We start from the raw sequence: 21136 nt of genomic DNA, 5'->3' as shown, positions 1-21136 counted from the left end.
ATTTGCAAAAAATAGTTTCAGGAGGACAAACCGGAGTGGATCAGGGCGCATTGCGTGCAGCTGTAGATGCTCAAATGCCCTATGGTGGATGGTGTCCGCCGGATGGTCGTGATGAAACAGGTGCTGTTATGGACTTTGATTTAGCACCCACCCCAGAATCATGCGGCTCTTTAGGACCTGATGTGGCCCGGTCGCAGCGAACGGCGTGGAATGTACGCGATGCAGATGCCACACTTGTCATTAGTTCGAAAGAGCTCATTACTGATGTAGGGACTCAGCTAACCATTAAGGCGGCCAATCACTATAACAAACCATTATTACCGCTGGCTATAGAAGATCCTGAAAAAGACCTCAAACTAAAGGAATGGTTGATGAAACACGATGTGGAAGTACTTAACATTGCCGGGCCACCAAGATCAGTTGCACCAAGCCTTGAAAAGTTATGTTATGAGTGGTTGGTGGAATTTTTTACAAGTGAGGGATAAAAGATGCTCAGGATAACTTAGCGCGCTGGTCCAAAAGTTTATTTATTTCTTCTACACTAAGGTCTTCTTGCTGAAGTTTTTTGTCAATTGAATTGAGTTCGCTTTCTGATGTTTTTTGCGGTTGTGGCTCTTCCTGTGGTGATGCTGGTGTGTTTTTTACTTCCCGGCGTAGCTCTGTCAAAAGGTTTTCAAGCAAATCTCTTACAGGTTCTCCCATATTTTCGAAAGCTTTTTCGTCCATGTTGTCCCGAATAGAATCAAAATGATTTAACAGAAAATCCACGTTCCCGTCAATTTCTATATCGGGGTGGTTAAACTCACCTTCCTTCCGAAGTTCGTGGTAAAGTGCGATTAATTCGGTTATTAGTTCGCTGAATGGTCTGCGCGACGATTCACTCATTGTCACTTATTTTAATAATTCTTTGATCTTTATCAATTATTCGAATATAAATATTTCTAATTTTATCCGGCAAAATTGGTTCCACTTTTTCCGGCCATTCAAGCAGACAAAGTTCGCCTGAATCGAAATATTCCATAGTGCCTATATTCATGGCTTCTTCGAACTCATTTAGCCTGTAAAAATCGAAATGATAAACCCGCTTACCACTTGTGGTTTCGTATTCGTTTATTAGGTTAAAGGTTGGGCTGGTGACCTGTTGTACCACATTTAACTCCTGGCATATTTGCTTAATAAAAGTGGTTTTGCCTGCACCCATTTCGCCATAAAATGCCCAAACATCCGGAGTTTCATTGTTCTGAAGCAACTCATCGGCCACTGCCTTTAGGTCTCCAATATTTTTTATGCGAAATTCTTTATTCATGATTTTGGCTTTAATACGGCAAATGGTATCAAAAGTTCTTCCAAAGATACACCTCCATGCTGAAAGGTGTCTTTATAATATTTCACGTAGTGATTGTAGTTGTTTGGATATGCAAAAAAGTCCTGTTCTTTGGCAAAAATATATCTTGAACTTATATGCGGTGTGGGTAAATAAACATCTTTTGGTTTAGTAATTTCAAATACTTCTTTATGATTGTAATTTAGGTTGCGTCCATGCTTATAACGCAAGTTTGTTGTGGTTTTCCGGTCGCCTATAACTTTTACAGGGTTGTTGATACGTACTGATCCATGGTCCGTGGTAATTACTACCTTTATTCCTTTTTCACTGGCGTGTTTAAGTACTTCGTAGAGATTTGAGTGTTCAAACCAGGAGATGGTTAATGACCTGTAGGCAGCTTCGTCGTTAGCCAGTTCTTTTATAAAATCCATTTCGGTGCGGGCATGCGAAAGCATATCCACAAAATTATATATCAATACCGAGAGCTGATGCTCTTCTATGCGTTTTGCTTTTTCAAGAACCTTTCGTCCATGCGACTGATTAGTTATTTTTTCGTAAAACCATTTATAATTCTTGCCGAAGCGCCTTAAGGTGTTTGCAAGTAGCTCCTCTTCGTGTTGGTTTTTCCCTCCTTCCTCTTCATCGTTGAGCCACATATCAGGATAGATTTTTTCAATTTCGGAGGGCATCAGGCCGGCAAACAATGCATTTCTGGCGTATTGCGTTGCCGTGGGCAGTATACTTGAAATTATTTCTTCGTGCTCAATGTCGTAAATTTGCGAGAATAATGGCTTCAGCATGCGGTACTGATCTAATCGTAGGTTATCTATTACAATGAGTAGTATTTTTTCTTTATCGGCCATAGGCAGCACGCGCTGTTTCATTATTTGGTGCACCATAAGCGGTCTGTCCTCGTCGCCATGAAACCAGTTTTGATAGTTTTTTTTGATGAATTTATAAAACTCAGTATTGGCCGAAGATTTTTGCATTTGCACCACTTCTTCCATGCCTTCTACGCCGTTTTGCTGGAGTTCTGTTTCCCAATACACAATTTTTTCATACACTTTGGCCCAATCCTGAAAGGTTCTGCAGTCATTTATTTGCATCCCGATTTGGCTAAAAGCCGTTTGGTATGAAGAAGTGGTTTTTTCGCTTACCAGTCTTGTATGGTCAATGTTTTTTTTGAGCGATAGTAATATTTGATTGGGATTAACTGGTTTTATGAGATAATCTTGTATTTTGCTGCCAATAGCTTCCTCCATAATTTGTTCTTCTTCGCTTTTGGTGATCATAACTATTGGCACTTCGTTTCGTAACTCTTTCATGCGCTGAAGGGCCTCTAAGCCAGACACCCCCGGCATGTTTTCATCCAGAAATACAATGTCGAATGGGCTTTCTTGTAATGTTTTAATGCCATCTTCGCCATTATTGGCAGTTGTGACGTGATAGCCTTTCTTTTCAAGAAAAAGGATGTGTGGTTTGAGCAATTCTATTTCATCATCGACCCAAAGAATTTTAATTGTGCGCATGGTTTTTCTTTTGATAACGTAATTTCTACGAAATATTGTTTATTCATTGGCCTGCTCGCGTCTTTTCACATAATTTTCTTTGAAGAATTCCAAATACTGGTTGATGGCTTTTGTTTCAAAGAGCTTTTTGTAGTTTTCTTCGGAGATGACAAAATGAATGTAATTATTTTTAGAGATGTCTTCGTATACTTCTTTAACGTAATCTATAGATTCGAAGTAGTTCATTGCGTTGTACCAGGTCGTAAATGGCTCAACGGTTATGGCTTTGAAGTCGGCAGAGAAAACAAAGTCTTTAACTTTAAAGTCGAGTATACTGTAATAATCGATATTGAAATTGGAAATATTGAATTTTACCAGGTTTGCACTTGCATTTCTTGTGTCTATGATACTTACATAATAGTGTGGAACGCGTTCCTGCATTTTAAAGTCAACCTGAATTTCTTTTTTGGTTTCTTCAGCAATGGTTTTTTGTTCTTTTTGCTCTACCCCTTGTGGTTTGGTCTGGTCTGTGGTCATATAACGCACAAGGTCTTTGGCATAAGGCGTTTCATTGCCTTTGGGGAATTGTTTTACATAATCTTTCAGATAAGCAACAAACGTCGTAGAATCGGCCATTTGGCCTTTGGCTATGGTATTTAAAAGTGCAAATTTGCTGTATAATTGATGATCAGTAAAAGCCGTATCTGCTCTTCTAAAATTATTAATTACCTGTTGGTAGTCTCCGTTTTTAAATAATCGCCAGGTAGTACGATAAAAGAATTTTACCTGTTGCTCTTTTTCCTGTATTTTTTTAATATAATCCGGGTTCGTCATTAATCGGGCATAAAGCGATTTTGGGTACTGCTGTATGATGATGTTACGGTATCGCTCGGCTTTTTCGCTTTCGCGCATTTCTTCATACATTTTGTACATGCGATAGTATACTGTAGTTATTTTATCAAAACCGGGGAAGCGGCTCAGTAGCTCCTCGTATGTGTCGGTTGCTTTGGGTAAATTTTCGAGTTTTATTCGGTATACATTTCCGAGTTCGTAAAAAGCATGTTGTATTAAAGAATCAGATACTGCCAGTGCGCTATCGGTTAAGGGCAGGTCTTGCAGATAATATTCGCGTTTTTTATTGTCGGTAACTTTAGTTGAGTCTTCGCCTTGAGCATCTTCAGCCAGTGGTTCGCTTGTCATCTGGCTTTTGTTGCTTCGGCGCCAATGGTCTTCAAGTTTTCTTTTTCCCCACTTTTGTATAAATGCGCTTTCTCCCATACTTACAGCGGTGGGATTATAAAAATACCAACCTCCACCTTGTGTAGTACGTTTGTTTTGTTGTTGGTTTTGCATGGCCAGCCTGTTCATGCGTTCTTCTTCCATTTGGCGTTTTTCTTCTTCAATCAGGTTCTGAATAATCTGATCAATCAGCGCCATGCGTTTTGATTCACTCATGGCAGCTACGCGCTGCAGGCTATCCTGATGTTCGATTGTTGTAATGTGCGTTACAAGCTCATTAAGGTTTCTTGATTTATTGTAGATTTCATTGTAATTACGACGGGTTTTGTCAATAAATCCCATTGCACTGTCGTAATATAGTTGCGCGTTTTTATAGTCGGGTTGTTCAAAATAAATTTCGGCAACCGCCAGGTAAGATTCGGTTTTTTGATAGTTGTTTTGCACAGAAACCGCGGCAGATTTGCGGTAATATTTTAAGGCTTCGGATATGTTGCCTTTATTTTCTTCTATCGAACCCAGCGCAAAGTATATTTGGTCCTGAAATTCTTTGTTTTTTTCATCCGTGAGCATTTTTTTCAGCTCTTTTTGCAAATCTTCAGCTGATCCCTGTGTGGTGCGGTATAATTGTGCCATATTGATGCGCGCATTAAAAACCATTTCATAAATGGGGTTTTTGCGCATCACGATGGCATAATTTTCATTGGCTTTATCGTTTTTTTCGAGTTCCTGATAAATTTGAGCAAGAATGTAATGGTAGCGGTATTTTTTTGTTTTGTTTTTTGTTAGTGGGATGGCTTTTTCAAGCTGTTTAGCAGCTTCCTGCAGCTGATATTGTTTTTTGTGATATTCTGCTACTGTGAGGAAAAGTTGTTTTTTCAGTTTTTTAGGGAATTGATTATCCCCCTGCATCAGTTCAATAAGTTCTTTTGCACGGTCGTATTTGTCCATTTCCAGGTAGGTTCTTGCAAGCCATAGTTGACCATCGTATTTGATGGGCATCATGGAGTATTCGCGTATGATGAAACGGAATGTTTCAATGGCCTGGAAATATTCGTGCTTGTAAAGTTCAGCTTTGCCTTTTAAAAGGTAGGCATCATCTACATGTTTGCAATATTCTGGTAAGTCGTTGAATTCGCGGTTTTTTCTTTTTCTTTTTTCCGGTCTTGCTGTAATGGAGTGTTTTTTTATCACTTTCGATGCTTTTTCCTGCACCCTGCCCATATCGCTATTTATAGCTGTAGCAGCACCCTCATTTGAATAGTAAAAAATATTCAGCATACGGGCATAATTGTCGTTGGGCTCATTCATTAACCTTTTCTGACCTGACTTATATGCATCCTGGGCATTGTACAAAGCATTAAAATAGGCTGTAATGTTATGATAAACCCTTCTTATGGCCGTGTTTTTTTCAGTAGAGCAAGAATATAGCAGCCCTCCAATGAGGACTGCTATAATGGTTATATTGCGAATTCTGCGTTTCAAAAGTTTGTATGTTTTGTGGTTTTGAACGTAAAATTAGTACAATTATTTTCTGGTAATTTGTACGGGTTCAGTTGGTGGCAACTCATCATTGCGAATTTTTACTGCTTCCACCACATTATTAGCCAGTTCTGAGAATTGTTTTCCCAAAATGCTGTCGGCATCAGCTGCGGCAGGTATGCCTTTTTCGCCACTTTCCATTACCCCTTGTACAATAGGAATCTGGCCTAACAGTGTTAGCCCGTTTTCGTTGGCAAAACGTTTCGCTCCGTCTTTACCAAACAGGTAGTATTTGTTGTCGGGTAATTCTTCTGGTGTAAACCAGGCCATGTTTTCTACCACACCGAGCACCGGCACATTAATGGTTTTTTGATGGAACATACTCATGGCTTTTTTTACATCGGCTATGGCTACTTCTTGTGGTGTAGAAACCATAATTCCTCCATTTAGCGGCACTGTTTGTACTATTGTCAGGTGAATATCACCAGTGCCGGGTGGGAGGTCAACTACCATGTAATCAATTTCGCCCCACTTGGCTTGAAGTAACAATTGTTTGATAGCGCTTGTGGCCATAGCTCCTCTCCAGATTAATGCGTCGTCGGGGTTTACAAAAAATCCAATGGAGAGTGTTTTAATTCCGTATTTCTCAACGGGAATAATCATTTCCTGGCCGTTTTCTTTAATCACTTGAGGCCTTTCATTTTCGATATCAAGCATTTTGGGGATCGATGGACCATAGATGTCTGCATCTAACAAGGCTACTTTGGCTCCGGTGTTGGCAAGGGCCACAGCCAGGTTTACGGCAACTGTTGATTTACCAACACCGCCTTTACCCGAAGCGACAGCAACAATATTTTTAACTTTACCCATTGCTGAATTGTCTTCTTCTTTTTGCAGGGCTTTGATGTTAATATTTCCCCTTATTTCAATTTCATCACCCAATTCTTTTTCCAGTGCCTGAACACATGCTTTGCGAATGGTTTCAATGTTGGGGTCAGTGTCAATAGGGAATACGAGGGTGAAGTTTACTTTCTTTCCTTCAACTTCCAGTTCCTGGACCATGCCCAGAGATATGATGTCTTTATTTTCTTTTGGATGTTTTACTGTGCGTAATACAGTAAAAATTTGTTTGGTTGTTAATGCCATAATTTGTTGGTTTTAAAATTGGGAAGGGTCCCAAAGGTAATTATCTAAATTTATAATTTGGTTGTTAGCAATTTCTATGCCTTCGTTTTGTAATAATTCGGCCATGCTGTTGCCAGGGAAGTATTTGTTGCCTGTGAGTAACCCTTTTCTGTTTACCACGCGATGTGCTGGTATACCATCTAACCATGTCTTTCTGGCATTAAGGGCCCAGCCCACCATTCTGGCCGACTGAGGGCTGCCCAGGTGGCGTGCAATCAATCCATAGGTGGTGACTTTTCCCGCGGGCACTTGCCGCGCAATTTCATATACTTTTTCATAGAAATGCTTCATCTTCTGTTTCTGGTTCTGTCAATTGTGTATGCTTGTCCAATTGAAACTTTAAATAGGTTATGGTTGGGTTTCCTTCTAAATACAATGCTTCGTAATGCGTTTTTATGGTTAACTCATCTTTATAATGTTTACCATGGTATAAGTTTTTGGTACTTGCCAGTATTTGTTGATTATTGCTTTCCAATATTTCTTTTGTGTAGCGATATAAAAAAATACTGTCTGTTTTCAGATGTATTTCTCCCTCTTTGTTTAATATTTTCTGATACATTTTTAAAAACGAAGTGTGCGTTAAACGTTTTTTTCTTCTTCGTTTTTTTCGTTGTGGATCAGGAAATGTAATCCATATTTCAGAGACCTCATTATCTGCAAAGAAATGCGGTAAAAATTCAATTCTGGTTCTTAAGAAAAAAACATTTGTTATGCCCCTTTGATTGCTGTTTTTAGCGCCTTTCCATATTCGTGCTCCTTTAATATCAATACCGAGAAAGTTTTTTTCAGGATGTTTTTCTGCCATATTCACCGCGTACTCACCTTTTCCGCATCCCAATTCCAAAACTATGGGGTTCTTGTTTTTGAATATTTCTTTGTGCCAATTGCCTTTGAGCTCGTGGTCTTTGTTCAGGTATGCATCCAGTGATGGCTCAATTACATGTGTAAAGGATTTGTTTTCTTCGAATTTCGCCAGCTTGCTTTTTCCCACCGTTAGTTCAGTTTTTCAATTCTTACGCCTATGTCTGTAATTCCTTCAAGTTTTTCTTTACGCATGCCATGTTGTAAAATAAGCTCATATTCTCCTGATCTTGGAAAACGGACCCTTGTTTTGTATGGAATTTTACTCGTCCAGATGCTTCCGAATCCGGAGCCAAGCCATTTGCCTTTTGCGTCAGCCAGAATACAGTTAACGGTATCTCTTATGTGTTGTTGTCCGGGCATGTCTGTATCGACAAAAACAATCAGGTTAGAAAAACTGTATTGGCCTGTATTGCGTATGTTGAGGTACATGCTGTAAATGGCCATAGAGTCTTTTATGGTAAATTCGTATTTTTTCAGCGAATCCATATGCCATTCTTCTTCAGGCATGCTTCGGTATTGATCATAAATACTGTTTCTGTCACATCCTGATAATGAAAACAGAACCAATAATAAAAAAATGCTAACGTTTTTCATTTCTACGAGGATTACGGCGTTTTTTGCGTCGCTTTGGGTTTTTCTTTTGGTTGCTATCGAAACGGGTTAGACTTTCTGTACCTACGGAATTGGTGTAGTCCAGTTCTGCTTTGTTACCCGTGGTGTTGATATCTATGGTTTGTTCTTTCCATGTTTCAACTTCAACACCTTTTTTGTTTGCCTGTATAATTTCTTTGACTCGTTCTGGTGTCAAAGCTATGAATGTTGTGCTTGTTTCTGCTACTGCCAAATAATACATAATGCGACGGAAAACATCGGTTTTTTGATGATAAGCCGTGCCCAGCTTGGATTTAATTTCTTTGTCGCTTGGTGGAAAATCTTTTTGGGCATCAATATAGCTGTCAAGCTCGAAATTAAGGCAGCATTTAAGTTTTCCGCACTGGCCTGCCAGTTTTTGCGGGTTCAGGCTTAATTGTTGTACTCTGGCAGCGTTGGTTGTAACAGATACAAAATCGCTAATCCATGTAGAACAACAGAGCTCACGTCCACAAGACCCGATTCCTCCGATAAGGCCCGCTTCCTGGCGTGCGCCAATTTGTTTCATCTCTACTCTTATACGGAATCTTTCAGCCAGCACTTTAATGAGTTGGCGAAAATCTACCCGCTCTTCGGCTATGTAATAGAATATTGCCTTTGTGCGGTCGCCCTGATACTCAACATCGCCAATTTTCATGTTTAATCTTAAATCGCGTGTAATTTTTCGCGATTCAATCATGGTTTCGTGCTCAAGGTCTTTCGCTTCTTTCCATTTATCGATGTCGGCTTGTTTGGCTTTTCGGTAAACTTTTTTGAGTTCAGCTCCGGCCGGAACTTTATATTTTTTCATTTGCTCGCGTACGAGCTCTCCTGTAAGGGTAATTATTCCAATGTCATGCCCCGGTGATGCTTCAACTGCCACGATATCGCCAACCCTGAGGTTGAGTTGGTTCACGTTTTTATGAAATCCTTTTCTTGTATTTTTAAAACGAACTTCTACTACATCGTTAATGGCGCTGGGCTGAACCATTCTGTACATCCAATTGTGTACGTTTAGTTTTGATCCACACCCTGATAAGCACTCCCTGTTGGCATGAGCTCTGTTCTCGTAACACCCGCATATGTTTTCAACTCTGCTACTCATGTCAAACTATTTTTGTAATACGGCTTTCTTTACCGTATGCGTTTCTCAACTTACAAAAATACTAATTTTAATGGCTTTAGTAGAGTTCATTGCCAATTTTCTTGTATAAATAGTCGCAGGCCAGCTTGTTTATCCTTGTTCAAAAAGGTTTGTATTAAGCCAGGTTGTTATTTTTTACTGCTTTTGAGGTTTTCATGAATTTTTATGGCCAAATCGAACATTACAAGCTTTGTATTCACATTTCGCGTGATATGAAAAATGGCTTGTTCAATGTCGCGTGAAAGCAGGACTGCTTTATCCGGACTAATCATCTTTGAAAAGTTGATTGAAAATTTGCGTTCTTCTTCAGTCATATGCACCATATCTTCGAGTTGCATGTTCAGCGCCATATTATTTCGAACTAAAAACAGGCAATACTGCAGAAATTCTACAATATTGTCGCGCGATATGGTTTTAAAATTGTTGACAATCTTATTGATTTCTTCAATATTAAATGCGTAACTCATCCGAAAGTAATCGGCAAAACGTTCGAGGTTTTTACCCAGCTCTTCAGTGTTTGCTACGAGCGAAATGGCTTTGTTGAAACTGCCATCGGCAAATACGGCCAGTTTTTGTGCCTCTTTGTCCGATAGTTGGTGTTGTTTCTTGAGGCCATCTGCAATTTCGTCAGGTTGTAAAATTTGTGAGCGAATAAGTTGTGCGCGACTGATAATGGTGGGCAGAATGAGTTCCGTGCGATCGCTGATGAGTAGAAATATGGTGTTCTCCGGTGGTTCCTCAAGCGCCTTAAGTAATTTGTTGGCTGTTTCCATGTTGACCTTCTCCATCATCCAAAAAATGAACACCTTGTATTTTCCACCATAGCTTTTTAAGCTGAGTTGGTGCATCAGAGCATCATTTTCGCTGACAAAAATTCCAGCTTGCTTATTTTCTGCATTAAGTTTTACGACCCAGTCGATATAGGAAAAGTAAGGTTGCGATTTGTAGAGTTCCCGGAATAATCCTATAAAGTCTTCGCTTTTAGGCTTGTCTGTGGATTTTTTCTTGATTACCGGGTATACAAGGTGGAGGTCTGGGTGTTCCAAATTAGCAATACGTTTACAGGAACTGCATACGCCACAGGAATCGGTTTCAGAGGGGTTTTCGCATAATAAAAATTGTGCAAATGCAATGGCCAGGGGTAATTTGCCACTTCCTTTGGGTCCGGCAAATAATAGGTTGTGGCTTATACGGCCTGATGCGGCCATACCTGTTAATTGCTTTTTTACCTGCTCTTGTCCCAGTACTTCACTAAATTTCATATCAACATTTTTTTGCTTTCCGTAAACGTGTGCGTAAAAAAAAACCGTTCTTTCATGCCTTTTCTGCACGAATTATGTATTAATTTTAATTGCAAATTGATTTTATTTCGCGCTGGTAAAGTTAGAAATTTTGTAAATTTGATTATCATAACCCAATAATAAACCTAATTAATTATGCAGGACATTACCGCTTATAATTTTAAAAACAAAAAAGCCCTTATCAGGGTAGATTTCAATGTTCCACTAAACGATCAGTTTGAAGTGACAGATGATTCGCGCATAAAAGCTACTATGCCTACTATTAAGGAAGTGCTTAAAGGTGGAGGCAGTGTAGTATTGATGTCTCACCTTGGCCGTCCAAAAGGTCAGGAGGAGAAATATTCTTTGAAACACGTAGTGCCTGCGCTGGAAAAATTAACCGGAAAGGATGTAATTTTTGTTTCTGATTGTATTGGTGAGAAGGCTGTTAATGCTAAAAAAGAACTTGCTCCCGGAGAAATTCTTTTACTTGAGAACTTGCGGTTCTATCCGGAAGAGACAAAAGGTGATGCCGAGTTTGCCAAAAAACTTGCCGAAGGAGCCGATGTATATATAAATGATGCCTTTGCTACTGCTCACCGTGCTCATGCATCCACTTCAATTATTGCTGCACTTTTTGGTTCCAATAAAATGTTTGGTAAAGTAATGACTAACGAGATTCAGCACCTCGACAAAGCATTGAATGCTCCAAAAAAAGGATATACAGCCATTATTGGCGGCGCAAAAGTTTCGAGTAAAATTATTGTCATTGAGCAGCTGCTTAGCAATGTTGATAAACTTGTTATTGGAGGAGCCATGGCATATACTTTTATTAAAGCACAGGGCGGAAAAGTTGGTAGTTCGATGGTAGAAGAGGAATATCTTGATACAGCCAAAAAAGTGATGGAAGCTGCAGCAAAGAATGACACCGAAATAATATTACCTGTTGATTCTGTTAATGGCGACGCCTTTAAAGCTGATGCAAAAACCAAAGTAACACCAGCCGATGCTGTTGACGATGGTTGGATGGGTATGGATATTGGTCCTGAAACACTTACAAAACTTGGTGATATTATTTCAAAATCAAAAACCATATTGTGGAACGGACCTGTAGGAGTTTTCGAAATGGAGAAATTTGCTAAAGGTACATTTGGTATTGCACAAATGATTGCCGATGCTACTGATAAAGGCTCGTATTCACTTGTGGGCGGAGGAGACTCGGTTTCTGCACTTAATAAATCAGGGCTGGCCAATGAGGTTAGTTATGTTTCAACCGGTGGCGGCGCCATGCTTGAATATATTGAAGGTAAAAAGTTGCCGGGAATTGCAGCAATAGATTAATTTTTAAAAATTTTTGTTGGTTTAAGGGTCGTGAGCTATTTATCACGATCCTTTTTTTGTTTTTATACAAAAATGCAGGACTAATTTATTATGAATATTAAATAAATTTGGGATTTAATAATCTTAACTTTAAATTGATCACAAAAAAGTGAAAACACGACTTACCCCCATATTTATTCTTATTTTTTCTGTGTTTTCGTTGCAAGCTGCTGATAAATATAAGGTTGTGATCGAAAAGCATCATTCCAATCAGGTAAAAATTATTAAAACCGACAGCTTATTGCTAAAGGTACAGATACCTGAAAAATCACAATATCGTTTCAGCGATAATAGCCAATGGCAGCGTAATGAATCCAATGTAGCTACTTTTTATGCTTCTATCAATGAAGATCATATTTTATACATTAAGCACCCTGACGGCACCATTGAAGAAGCTAGGTTAGTGGTAAAAACACAACCGGTAATATCTGTTTGGTTCTGGATTAGCGCTTCGTTGTTTTTGCTAAGTCTTATCTGGTTTATTGTAAGGTATTTTAAATATCGGTTTTCGGTTGAGCGATTAGATTTGGAATTGCGCCTCCAAAAAACAACCGAGAGAATGATAGAGCAAAGGCAATCTTATGAAGCCAAATTAGCAGAACGTTTGCCAAAAGAAGAAGCAGAGGAACTAAAAGTGCATGGGAAATCAAAACGGTACAAAATGGTTACCGTCTTATTTTCCGATGTTTCCGGATTTAGTAAGTTGACCTCAAAAGACAATCCGGATAAACTCGTAGATGACCTGGATAAGTTTTTCTATAGATTTGATCAGACAGTCAAGAAATACAATATTCAAAAAATAAAAACTGTTGGCGACACTTATATGTGTGCTGGCGGAATACCAAAAAAGAACCGGACAAATCCAATAGAGGTGGTTTTGGCTGCACTCGAGATGCAAACGTATATAGAGGAACTGAAAACAAAATATCCGGATTCAGAAAACAGAATATGGGGTTTGCGTATTGGAATACATACAGGTCCTGTGTTTGCAGGTAAAGATGGTTTTAAAAAGCAAGCCTACGACATATGGGGAGAAACCGTTAATATTGCAAGCCGCATGGAATCTTCGGGGGAAATAGGTAGAACAAATATTAGCGGGAATACCTATGAGCTCATACGCGATTACTTTATTTGTAATTATCATGGTAAAATGCCGGTTAAATACCGCGGTGATGTGGATATGTATTTTATTGAAGGCTTTCGTCCGCATTTATCTGTCAAAAAGCAAGGCTCTATTCCGAGTGAGGACTTTTACACCAAGCTGGCATTTATCCGTTTCGATGATATGGAAGAAGAGGTTATGGACTTGCTTGAACACCAGCTACCCGATAATTTAACGTATCATAATATAAAACACACCATTGATGTTGTTACTCAGGTCGAACTTGTTGGCAGGCAGGAGGGTGTGTCGGAGCACGACATGCTTTTGGTGAAAACAGCAGCTTTGTTTCATGATGCAGGCTTTACACGAGGGTACAAAGACCATGAATTGCTTGGCATACAATTAGCCAGGGAAATGCTGCCACGTTTTCATTACAGTCAGGAGCAAATAGAAGCTGTAGCCGATCTGATCTATGCTACAAAATTGCCACCAGAGCCTAAAAATAAACTTGAAATGATCATTTGTGATGCAGATCTGGACTATCTTGGTCGCGCAGACTTTATACCCGTTTCAGAGACGCTGTTTAAGGAGCTTGTGGAGTTTAAATTCATAGATGATAATTACGATAAATGGAACCAAATACAAATAAAATTTATTGAGTCACATCAATACTTTACGGACACTGCTAAGCGCTTACGTGATGTTAATAAAAAAAAGCAGTTGGAAAACATTCGGAAACAATTAAAAAAATAGTTATATTGAAAAAATTTCGTAGATTTACCCATTGAAATGCCCAATTCTATGAGTCCAAAAAAGAAATACATTGTTGTACCCTGGGATTTTTCTGAAGGTTCAGAAATTGCACTCAAACACGCAGTGCAGTTAGCCAAAGTTGTTAACAACGGTATTGCCCTTTTATATCTAAACAACGTCAGAGGCGGAATTTTTGGCAACTATAGTAAAAAGCTCAAAGAAGATGAGCTGAAGAACATCGAAACCAAATTGATATCCCGGGCCGAAGAAATCAGTAAAGACTTTGATCTTGAATGTAGAGCTTTTGTCAGACAGGGAAAAGCCAAACAAATTGCGAAGGAAATTATCTACACAGTGAACGCAAACCTGATGGTGATGTTCAGGGCCGTGGAGGGTAATAAAAACACTTTGAGTGTAAGAGATTTTTTACGGATTTTAAAAGGCGCATTTATTCCTTTCATTATTGTTGAAACACCACCTGCTCATGATTACTATAAAGAAATTGTTGTTCCAATTGACGATGATCGCAGGTATCGGGAATCATTAGCCTGGATTATTTACATGTCGAATTATTATCAGTGTAATATAAACCTGATGAAGCCATTTCTAACAGATGATTTCAGAAAGAAAGATCTTGCCAATAATGTTTATTTCACCAAGAAAATGCTTGATAAGCAAAATATTATTTATGGTGTAAAAACAGCTAAGAAAAAAGAGTCTTTCAAAAACGCAATATTTAACTTTGCCAGTGTAATTGAAGCTGACATGATTATGATGACCGCTAAATATTACTTAAAATGGCTTAGCGGTAAGAACCAGGAATCCTTTGATATCCCTGTGATGTGTATTCCACCAAGGGCAGATTTGTCGAAGTATTCCAGTTTTATTTAGACCTCTTTTTATATTGCGTAACACAATTCTTTCATTGTAAAATCCGGTTGAATTGTTTACATTTGTGACAAGTGTAAACAACTTAACTATTGTTATTATGAAAAATATAGATTGGAGTAAATTAGGATTCGGATATTATAAAACTGATTACAATGTGCGAGCCTACTTCAAAAATGGCCAGTGGAGCGATATTGAAGTAAGCGAGAAAGACACATTAGAAGTGAGCATGGCAGCTTCAGGGTTGCATTATGGCCAGCAGGCTTTCGAGGGCATGAAGGCTTTTCGGGGTAAAGATGGCAAAATAAGAGTATTCCGCTGGGATGAAAATTTTAAGCGTCTCACTAATTCCTCCGAAGGAATTATGATGGCTAAAGTGCCTGAAAAGTTGTTCAAGGAAATGCTTTTTAAAGTAATTGAGTTGAATAAAGATTATGTGCCACCACGCGAAACAGAAGCATCTTTGTATATACGTCCTGTATTATTCGGTTCTGGCGCTCAGGTTGGCGTAAAACCTTCGAATGAGTATATATTTGCCATTTTTGTAATGCCGGTAGGTCCCTATTTTAAAGAGGGGTTCAAGCCGGTAAGTGTACAAATTGTACGCGATGCCGACCGTGCTGCACCATTAGGTACAGGAACATTAAAAGTAGGCGGCAACTACGCAGCATCATTAAAGTCTGGTGAACGTGCACACGATGAAGGTTATGCAGCAGCACTTTATCTCGATGCTAAAGAGAAAGCATATATAGATGAGTGTGGTCCGGCAAATTTCTTCGGAATAAAAGAAAACACTTACATTACACCAAAATCGTCTTCTATTTTACCTTCCATTACCAATAAAAGTTTGATTCAGCTGGCCGAGGACATGGGACTTAAAGCTGAACGCAGGCCAATACCTGTAGAAGAACTTGAAACATTTGAAGAGTGCGGTGCTTGTGGTACAGCAGCTGTTATTTCGCCAATTGGCAAAATTGTAGACCGGGAAACGGGTAAAGCGTACGTGTATTCCAAAGATGGAAATGTAGGACCCGTCAGCCAAAAATTATACGATGAGCTTCGGGCTATTCAGTATGGCGATAAGCCAGATCCACATAACTGGGTAACTATTGTTTAAAAAATATAAGGGGCCGGGTAACCGGCCTTTTTTATGCAAAAAAATAAGGCTGCTCCAGAATTGGAACAGCCCTTCTTCCGCTTATGAAAAAGCTACTACCCGTTTGTTACTCAACATTAAAAGTACAAACTATTTTCGAAATACCAAAAAATAGTTCTCATTTACTTATTTTCTTATGGTTGTTTTTTTAATCCGGTATCTTTGTGTGATGTTTTCTTCCGCTCTTTTAGGATAATTATTATTTTTACCATAAAGAAGCATAAAGTAATGACAGATACTAAGTTTAAATGCTTAATCGTAGATGATGAAGAAGTCGCCAGAGAAGTCATGGCAAGTTATATAAGTCAAGTGCCATATTTGGAGTTAACGGCTAACTGCGAGAATGCAATTGAAGCCCATGAGGTTCTAATACAGGAAAAAATAGACCTCCTTTTTCTCGACATTGAAATGCCCGGGCTGAGTGGTATCGATTTTTTGAAGACCGTTGAGCGTAAACCACATGTTATTATCTGTTCTGCCAATAAAGATTATGCTGTAGAGGGGTTTGACCTAGATGTTGATGATTTTATATTAAAACCCGTAACCTTCGAGCGGTTTTTAAAAGCCGTTGGTAAAATTCGTTCAGACGAAAAATCCATTGAATTTGATGAAGACTATTTCTATGTGAATGAAAATAAGCGGATGGTGAGAGTAGAAATGAGCAATATAATTTATATCGAAAGCCTTAGGGATTATGTACGCATCGTTACCACGGAGAAAAAAGTAATTACCCATCAGCATTTATCAGATTTTGAAGCAAAACTACCCTCCGACCGTTTTATGCGCATTCACCGCTCCATAATTGTTGCTCTGGACAAGATACAGTCTTTCACTTCATCTTTAATTGATGTGGGAGAAAAAGAACTTCCTGTGGGCAGAAATTATAAAGAAGAAGTACAAAATAAATTGAACCGGCTTATTTGATGGTTAATATTAAAACTTCCCTCATATTCTTTTTTATCATCAGTACCTTCAGTGTTTTGGGACAGGGGCGCCTGTTTGTACACAATTTTTTGCCAGCCGACTATCCGGGTCAAACACAAAATTGGGCCATCGTAACCGATTCAAACAATGTAGTTTGGGTTGCCAATCAGGATGGAATAATGACTTATAATGGTAATCAATGGGACTTAATACAAACACCACAACAAAGCACAATTCGCTCATTTAGTTTTGCAGATGACGGCACCCTATATGTTGGGTCAATAGGGGATTTTGGTTATATATCACCAGACACCACAAGGCATCGTGAATATCATTCTTTAGATTCCATTTTAGGTCAGGATATCGAATTTACTGATGTCTGGAGCACAGTTTCCCTTGCAGATACGACTTTGTTTTTAACAGATAATTACGTGTTTTCGTATTATGATAATCGCATACAGGTTATTCCTGGTAATCATCAATATTTTTATCTGGCTTTTAAGGTTCAAAATCATTGTATAGTGCAACAAATCGGAGGAGGGTTGTTCCGATATAAAAAAGATAGCCTTATGAAGGTTGAAAATAGCGAATTCTTTGAACAACGGCAAGTGCATGCCATTTTCAAGCAAGATTCTTCGCATATTGTGGCAACAAAACACCACGGACTTTTTAAGGTGATTTTCAATCAGGAAGCTAATCGTATTGAACAGATTAAACCATTCACTACTGCTGTGGATGATTTGTTGAAAGTGAGTACAGTATATCAGGCCAAATTGGTTTGCCCTAATTTAATAGGTATTGCAACCACCCATGCCGGATTTTTTATAATTGATTTACAAGGTAATTTAAAATATCATTTTAGTACAGATAATCAGTTGCTAACCGATGCAGTTTATGATTTCACATGCACTGAAAATGGTGCTGTATGGCTTGCGCAGGATATGGGCTTAAGCCTAATAGAATTGGGTTTACCCATTACCCATTATGATTATAAATCAGGTATAAAAGGTACTGTTTCTGCCATTGAGAAATTTAATAAAAAGATATACGTAGCCACTGGTTTTGGATTATTTTGGCTCGATCCACAAGCGCCAATGCATGAAAGAAGTTTCCAGAAGGTAGAAAATATCAATATGCAGGCCTGGAATATGCTTGAAATTAAGGATCGAAACAAGGCCAAATTACTGGTATCTACAGCTGAGGGGGTATTCAAGGTTGAGCATTCAAAAGCTACCCGGGTCTTTGAATATCCTGATATATATTCGATGTATGTTTATCCGGACTATCCTGATTATATGTTTGTTGGGACCAGAACCGGTTTGCTATTGTTAAAGAAAAATGGCAGCAGTTGGAACTTAGTACATGAATTTGGAAGCATAAAACAACAAGTCCGTGATATAGCGCAAGATGAAAAGGGAAACCTCTGGATTGCTGCCAGTTATAAGGGATTTTACAGGCTGGGTAAAACTCAGTTAAAAGAATTATTGGAATACCAGGTGGCTCCGGTTCTTGATTTAAAAGATACTACAAATGGTATAAAATCTCTACGAGCCCTTCAGTTTCAAAAAACCAAAGAACAATTGCTTTATTCTGCCTACCCGCAGCTATATACTTATGACTTTACTCTTGACCAGTTTATCCCTCTTTTAAAGGAGCATGAAAAAACAGATACCATTTACAAAAGCATTGAAGGATTTACAAGTATTAGAGAAAAAACCATCTATTTTGCTACTAAAAAAGGATTCGATATTGATAGTACCACATTAATGCGATTGCCATATAGTGTAACGCATGCTGCATTGATTGACAGCAGTGAAGTGTGGATTGGTACGGAGAACGGTTTGTACCATTATCTGTTTCACGAGCAACGACCTATATCACGTAAATTTTCCATTTATTTCAGCGCCATCAAATATGGAAATGGCGAATGGAGGCAGGTTTATCAGCAAAGTGAACCATTGCAGACTGAGCTTGATTATGGACAAAATAGTATTTCAGTTACAGCAAGCATACCTTATTATTACAACCACACCGGTAACGAAATCAGCTTCTTTCTGAAAGGGTTTGAAGAACAGTATGAGCCATGGAGTCAGCAGTTTACAAAAAGCTATACTAATTTACCACCAGGTAGGTACACACTTTTTGCACGTGCCCGCAATACTTTTGGTGAATCAGTTAAGCGGAAGTTACTAATTGTTACAATTAGCCCACCAATTTATCGCACTACTTATGCATATATATTTTATGTGTTGGTTTGGGGTTTTGTGATGCTGCTGGCCATACGTTACAGAACAAAGCAATTGCGAAAATCGAAAGAAAAGCTGGAGCGTATAATACAAGAGCGCACGCAGCAACTTTTAGATAGAAATGAGGAAGTAATGCAGGTGGCCGATATATTGAAAGAAAATAATAAAAAATTAAAGGAACTCTCCATTGTGGCTGAAAAAGCAGGAAATGCTGTGGCCATTTTCAATAAAGACGGCAAGCTTGATTATTGTAACGAGGCCTTCGAAAAACTTTATGGATATACCTGCGAAGACTTTATGGCTGAAAGAGGTAATTTTTTGTTCGAAAACAGTGAATATCCACATATTCAAAAGGCATATGAAGAAGCCTTAAAGGAGAAGAAATCTGTTCAATATGAATATTTTACTTTATCAAAAGGGCATGAAGGGTTGTGGATTCATACCACATTTACACCTGTGTTTAATGATTCGGGGGAACCCGAGCAGTTTATTGCCATTGATACAAACATTACTCAGCTAAAAAACGCGGAGGAAGAAGTGCGTTTTCAGAAAGAAGAGTTGGAGCGAAAAAGCAAGGAACTCGCCGAGAAAAATCAGGAGCTTCAACGGCTTTCCATCATTGCAAGGGAAACAGATAATGCAGTGATTTTAACAGATAAAAAGGGCTCCTTATTGTGGGTTAACGAAGGTTTTACCAGGCTGTATGGATTTACACTTAAAGATTTGCGGGAAAAGCGCGGGAATGTTTTTAATATGAGTTCCAATGAAAAAATAAGACAGGATATCAGAAGTTGGCCAGAAAATAAAAGTTCTATAACCTATGAATCCCAAAACACTACCCGTGATGGCAAAAAAATATGGGCACAAACTACCTTAACTCCAATCCGCGACAATGATGGCAACATTGTTCAGATTATAGCCATTGATAGTGATATTACTGCCCTGAAAAATGCAGAAGTCCAAATTGAAAAACAACGCGACCAGCTTAAAACATTAAATGCTACAAAAGATAAGTTTTTTAGTATCATAGGACACGACTTGCGAAGCCCGTTTGGGAATTTTGTCAATATGACCAATATAATTATGCAAAATATTGCTACTTCTGATAAAACCACGCTACTGAATTATGTGAGTAAACTGCAACGGAGTGCCCAAAATTCCTATAATCTACTGGAGAACCTGTTGGATTGGGCCCGTCATCAGCAAGGTCGAATAAAGTATTATCCCGATTTCGACGATATTACCGCTGTAGTCGAAGAAATGGCTGAGTTGCTTTTGCCGCTTGCCGAACGAAAAAAAATAGAAGTAAATGTAAACTATGAAGAACCCATTTATGCCTATTTTGACGAGCACATGATAAAAACGGTAGTCAGAAATCTCATGTTCAATGCTTTGAAGTTTACTCCCTCAGGAGGAAAAATAGACTTGTATTTTGAGGAATCGAAAGATGGCGTAAAGCTTTTTGTGAAAGATTCCGGTATTGGCATAAAGCCAGAAGTACAGGAAAAACTTTTCCGCACAGAAACGCATTTTTCTACTCTGGGAACTGATAAAGAGCGAGGAACAGGTTTAGGACTAATTCTTTCCAAAGATTTTGTAGAAATGAATGGTGGCACCATTAAGGTGCAGAGTGAGCCCGGAAAAGGGAGCACATTTATCGTTACCCTTCCAAATCGTGAGTAATAAACTAAATAGTGCTTGCCCGAAAAGTCCAATTTATTCGCATTCATAATAATCTAAAATGTGCTTCCCGATGGAATAATCGGGACAGGCTATGAGCTAAAGTTTCTGCGCTGCGCTGTCGGCAAGCCTTAGGCGGCCGATGGTTACGCCCTTTCTGAAAACAGGCTTTTTTTTGGAAAGGTCTAGCTCCTGATTCTCGGGACAGGCACTGAACTTGAACTTTTCGAACCGAGCCACGACTAAAACTTAGTTTCGAACGTATTTTATTATTAAACAACTATAAAATAGCATGTTACTTATTGTATTTTTTGTGGCGAGCTCTATATGACCATTGAAATCAAAATTATAAAC

17 protein-coding genes are annotated in these 21136 nt (G+C 38.7%); 7 read left to right on the top strand and 10 right to left on the bottom strand.

Annotation, left to right across the window (positions count from 1 at the left end; all coding sequences use genetic code 11):
* Positions 1–2 precede the first annotated feature (2 nt).
* Entirely contained in the window at positions 3–485 is a 483-nt protein-coding gene (locus ACTB0Y_RS08940) for a YpsA SLOG family protein (RefSeq protein WP_463206472.1), read from the top strand.
* A 7-nt stretch (positions 486–492) separates the two neighbouring features.
* Here the strand turns inward: ACTB0Y_RS08940 and ACTB0Y_RS08935 are convergent, their stop codons facing one another.
* The 10 genes from ACTB0Y_RS08935 to ACTB0Y_RS08890 form a co-directional block, all read right to left on the bottom strand.
* The gene (locus tag ACTB0Y_RS08935; RefSeq protein ID WP_463206471.1) at positions 493–885 is read right to left on the bottom strand and encodes a hypothetical protein; all 393 of its coding nucleotides are present in this window, start codon (positions 883–885) and stop codon (positions 493–495) included.
* A complete protein-coding gene (tsaE, locus tag ACTB0Y_RS08930) occupies positions 878–1306 on the bottom strand; it encodes a tRNA (adenosine(37)-N6)-threonylcarbamoyltransferase complex ATPase subunit type 1 TsaE (protein WP_463206470.1) in 429 nt (142 codons plus the stop codon). Before tsaE ends, ACTB0Y_RS08935 begins: the two co-directional genes overlap by 8 nt.
* Positions 1303–2853 carry a T9SS response regulator signal transducer PorX gene (porX, locus tag ACTB0Y_RS08925; protein WP_463206469.1) on the bottom strand — a complete coding sequence of 517 codons (1551 nt, stop codon included), beginning with the start codon at positions 2851–2853 and terminating at the stop codon, positions 1303–1305. Before porX ends, tsaE begins: the two co-directional genes overlap by 4 nt.
* Before the next feature lie 39 nt (positions 2854–2892).
* Positions 2893–5553, bottom strand: a complete 2661-nt coding sequence (gene porW, locus ACTB0Y_RS08920) for a type IX secretion system periplasmic lipoprotein PorW/SprE (protein WP_463206468.1) — start codon at positions 5551–5553, stop codon at positions 2893–2895.
* 42 nt (positions 5554–5595) lie between these two features.
* Positions 5596–6696, bottom strand: coding sequence for an Mrp/NBP35 family ATP-binding protein (locus tag ACTB0Y_RS08915; protein ID WP_463206467.1), 1101 nt, complete (start codon positions 6694–6696; stop codon positions 5596–5598).
* Between the two features lie 12 nt (positions 6697–6708).
* Positions 6709–7026, bottom strand: coding sequence for an MGMT family protein (locus ACTB0Y_RS08910; RefSeq protein WP_463206466.1), 318 nt, complete (start codon positions 7024–7026; stop codon positions 6709–6711).
* Complete coding sequence (trmB, locus tag ACTB0Y_RS08905; protein WP_463206465.1) at positions 7010–7726, bottom strand: tRNA (guanosine(46)-N7)-methyltransferase TrmB; 717 nt, start codon at positions 7724–7726, stop codon at positions 7010–7012. Before trmB ends, ACTB0Y_RS08910 begins: the two co-directional genes overlap by 17 nt.
* A 2-nt stretch (positions 7727–7728) precedes the next feature.
* Positions 7729–8193 (bottom strand): gliding motility lipoprotein GldH, encoded by a 465-nt coding sequence (locus tag ACTB0Y_RS08900; RefSeq protein WP_463206464.1) that lies wholly within the window; start codon positions 8191–8193, stop codon positions 7729–7731.
* Positions 8180–9334 (bottom strand): PSP1 domain-containing protein, encoded by a 1155-nt coding sequence (locus ACTB0Y_RS08895; RefSeq protein WP_463206463.1) that lies wholly within the window; start codon positions 9332–9334, stop codon positions 8180–8182. The genes ACTB0Y_RS08900 and ACTB0Y_RS08895 overlap by 14 nt, the downstream gene beginning before the upstream one ends.
* 167 nt (positions 9335–9501) lie before the next feature.
* Positions 9502–10635, bottom strand: a complete 1134-nt coding sequence (locus ACTB0Y_RS08890; RefSeq protein WP_463206462.1) for a DNA polymerase III subunit — start codon at positions 10633–10635, stop codon at positions 9502–9504.
* A 174-nt stretch (positions 10636–10809) separates the two neighbouring features.
* On the opposite strand from ACTB0Y_RS08890, the gene ACTB0Y_RS08885 reads away from it, so the two are divergent.
* The 6 genes from ACTB0Y_RS08885 to ACTB0Y_RS08860 all read left to right on the top strand — a co-directional run bounded on the left by ACTB0Y_RS08885 (position 10810) and on the right by ACTB0Y_RS08860 (position 20785).
* Positions 10810–11994 carry a phosphoglycerate kinase gene (locus ACTB0Y_RS08885; RefSeq protein ID WP_463206461.1) on the top strand — a complete coding sequence of 395 codons (1185 nt, stop codon included), beginning with the start codon at positions 10810–10812 and terminating at the stop codon, positions 11992–11994.
* A 148-nt stretch (positions 11995–12142) separates the two neighbouring features.
* Positions 12143–13888, top strand: coding sequence for an adenylate/guanylate cyclase domain-containing protein (locus ACTB0Y_RS08880; RefSeq protein ID WP_463206460.1), 1746 nt, complete (start codon positions 12143–12145; stop codon positions 13886–13888).
* A 48-nt stretch (positions 13889–13936) separates the two neighbouring features.
* Positions 13937–14779 carry a universal stress protein gene (locus ACTB0Y_RS08875; RefSeq protein WP_463206459.1) on the top strand — a complete coding sequence of 281 codons (843 nt, stop codon included), beginning with the start codon at positions 13937–13939 and terminating at the stop codon, positions 14777–14779.
* 97 nt (positions 14780–14876) lie between these two features.
* Positions 14877–15893: a branched-chain amino acid aminotransferase gene (locus ACTB0Y_RS08870; RefSeq protein WP_463206458.1), complete on the top strand. Its 1017-nt coding sequence runs from the start codon at positions 14877–14879 to the stop codon at positions 15891–15893.
* 267 nt (positions 15894–16160) lie between these two features.
* The gene (locus ACTB0Y_RS08865; RefSeq protein WP_463206457.1) at positions 16161–16856 is read left to right on the top strand and encodes a LytR/AlgR family response regulator transcription factor; all 696 of its coding nucleotides are present in this window, start codon (positions 16161–16163) and stop codon (positions 16854–16856) included.
* Positions 16856–20785: a PAS domain-containing protein gene (locus tag ACTB0Y_RS08860; protein ID WP_463206456.1), complete on the top strand. Its 3930-nt coding sequence runs from the start codon at positions 16856–16858 to the stop codon at positions 20783–20785. The genes ACTB0Y_RS08865 and ACTB0Y_RS08860 overlap by 1 nt, the downstream gene beginning before the upstream one ends.
* Positions 20786–21136 lie beyond the last annotated feature (351 nt).

The organism is Salinivirga sp. (genome assembly GCF_055145285.1).
The sequence above is the reverse complement of the archived record's forward strand: the minus strand, read 5'-3'. Positions and strand labels throughout refer to the sequence as shown.

Bases quoted from the DNA above. Each gene is read 5' to 3' on its own strand.
- ACTB0Y_RS08890 (WP_463206462.1), bottom strand. From the start codon at position 10,635: ATGAAATTTAGTGAAGTACTGGGACAAGAGCAGGTAAAAAAGCAATTA.
- tsaE (WP_463206470.1), bottom strand. From the start codon at position 1,306: ATGAATAAAGAATTTCGCATAAAAAATATTGGAGACCTAAAGGCAGTG.
- porX (WP_463206469.1), bottom strand. From the start codon at position 2,853: ATGCGCACAATTAAAATTCTTTGGGTCGATGATGAAATAGAATTGCTC.
- ACTB0Y_RS08865 (WP_463206457.1), top strand. From the start codon at position 16,161: ATGACAGATACTAAGTTTAAATGCTTAATCGTAGATGATGAAGAAGTC.
- ACTB0Y_RS08910 (WP_463206466.1), bottom strand. From the start codon at position 7,026: ATGAAGCATTTCTATGAAAAAGTATATGAAATTGCGCGGCAAGTGCCC.
- ACTB0Y_RS08915 (WP_463206467.1), bottom strand. From the start codon at position 6,696: ATGGCATTAACAACCAAACAAATTTTTACTGTATTACGCACAGTAAAA.
- ACTB0Y_RS08860 (WP_463206456.1), top strand. From the start codon at position 16,856: ATGGTTAATATTAAAACTTCCCTCATATTCTTTTTTATCATCAGTACC.
- ACTB0Y_RS08895 (WP_463206463.1), bottom strand. From the start codon at position 9,334: ATGAGTAGCAGAGTTGAAAACATATGCGGGTGTTACGAGAACAGAGCT.
- ACTB0Y_RS08935 (WP_463206471.1), bottom strand. From the start codon at position 885: ATGAGTGAATCGTCGCGCAGACCATTCAGCGAACTAATAACCGAATTA.
- ACTB0Y_RS08885 (WP_463206461.1), top strand. From the start codon at position 10,810: ATGCAGGACATTACCGCTTATAATTTTAAAAACAAAAAAGCCCTTATC.
- ACTB0Y_RS08875 (WP_463206459.1), top strand. From the start codon at position 13,937: ATGAGTCCAAAAAAGAAATACATTGTTGTACCCTGGGATTTTTCTGAA.
- ACTB0Y_RS08900 (WP_463206464.1), bottom strand. From the start codon at position 8,193: ATGAAAAACGTTAGCATTTTTTTATTATTGGTTCTGTTTTCATTATCA.
- ACTB0Y_RS08870 (WP_463206458.1), top strand. From the start codon at position 14,877: ATGAAAAATATAGATTGGAGTAAATTAGGATTCGGATATTATAAAACT.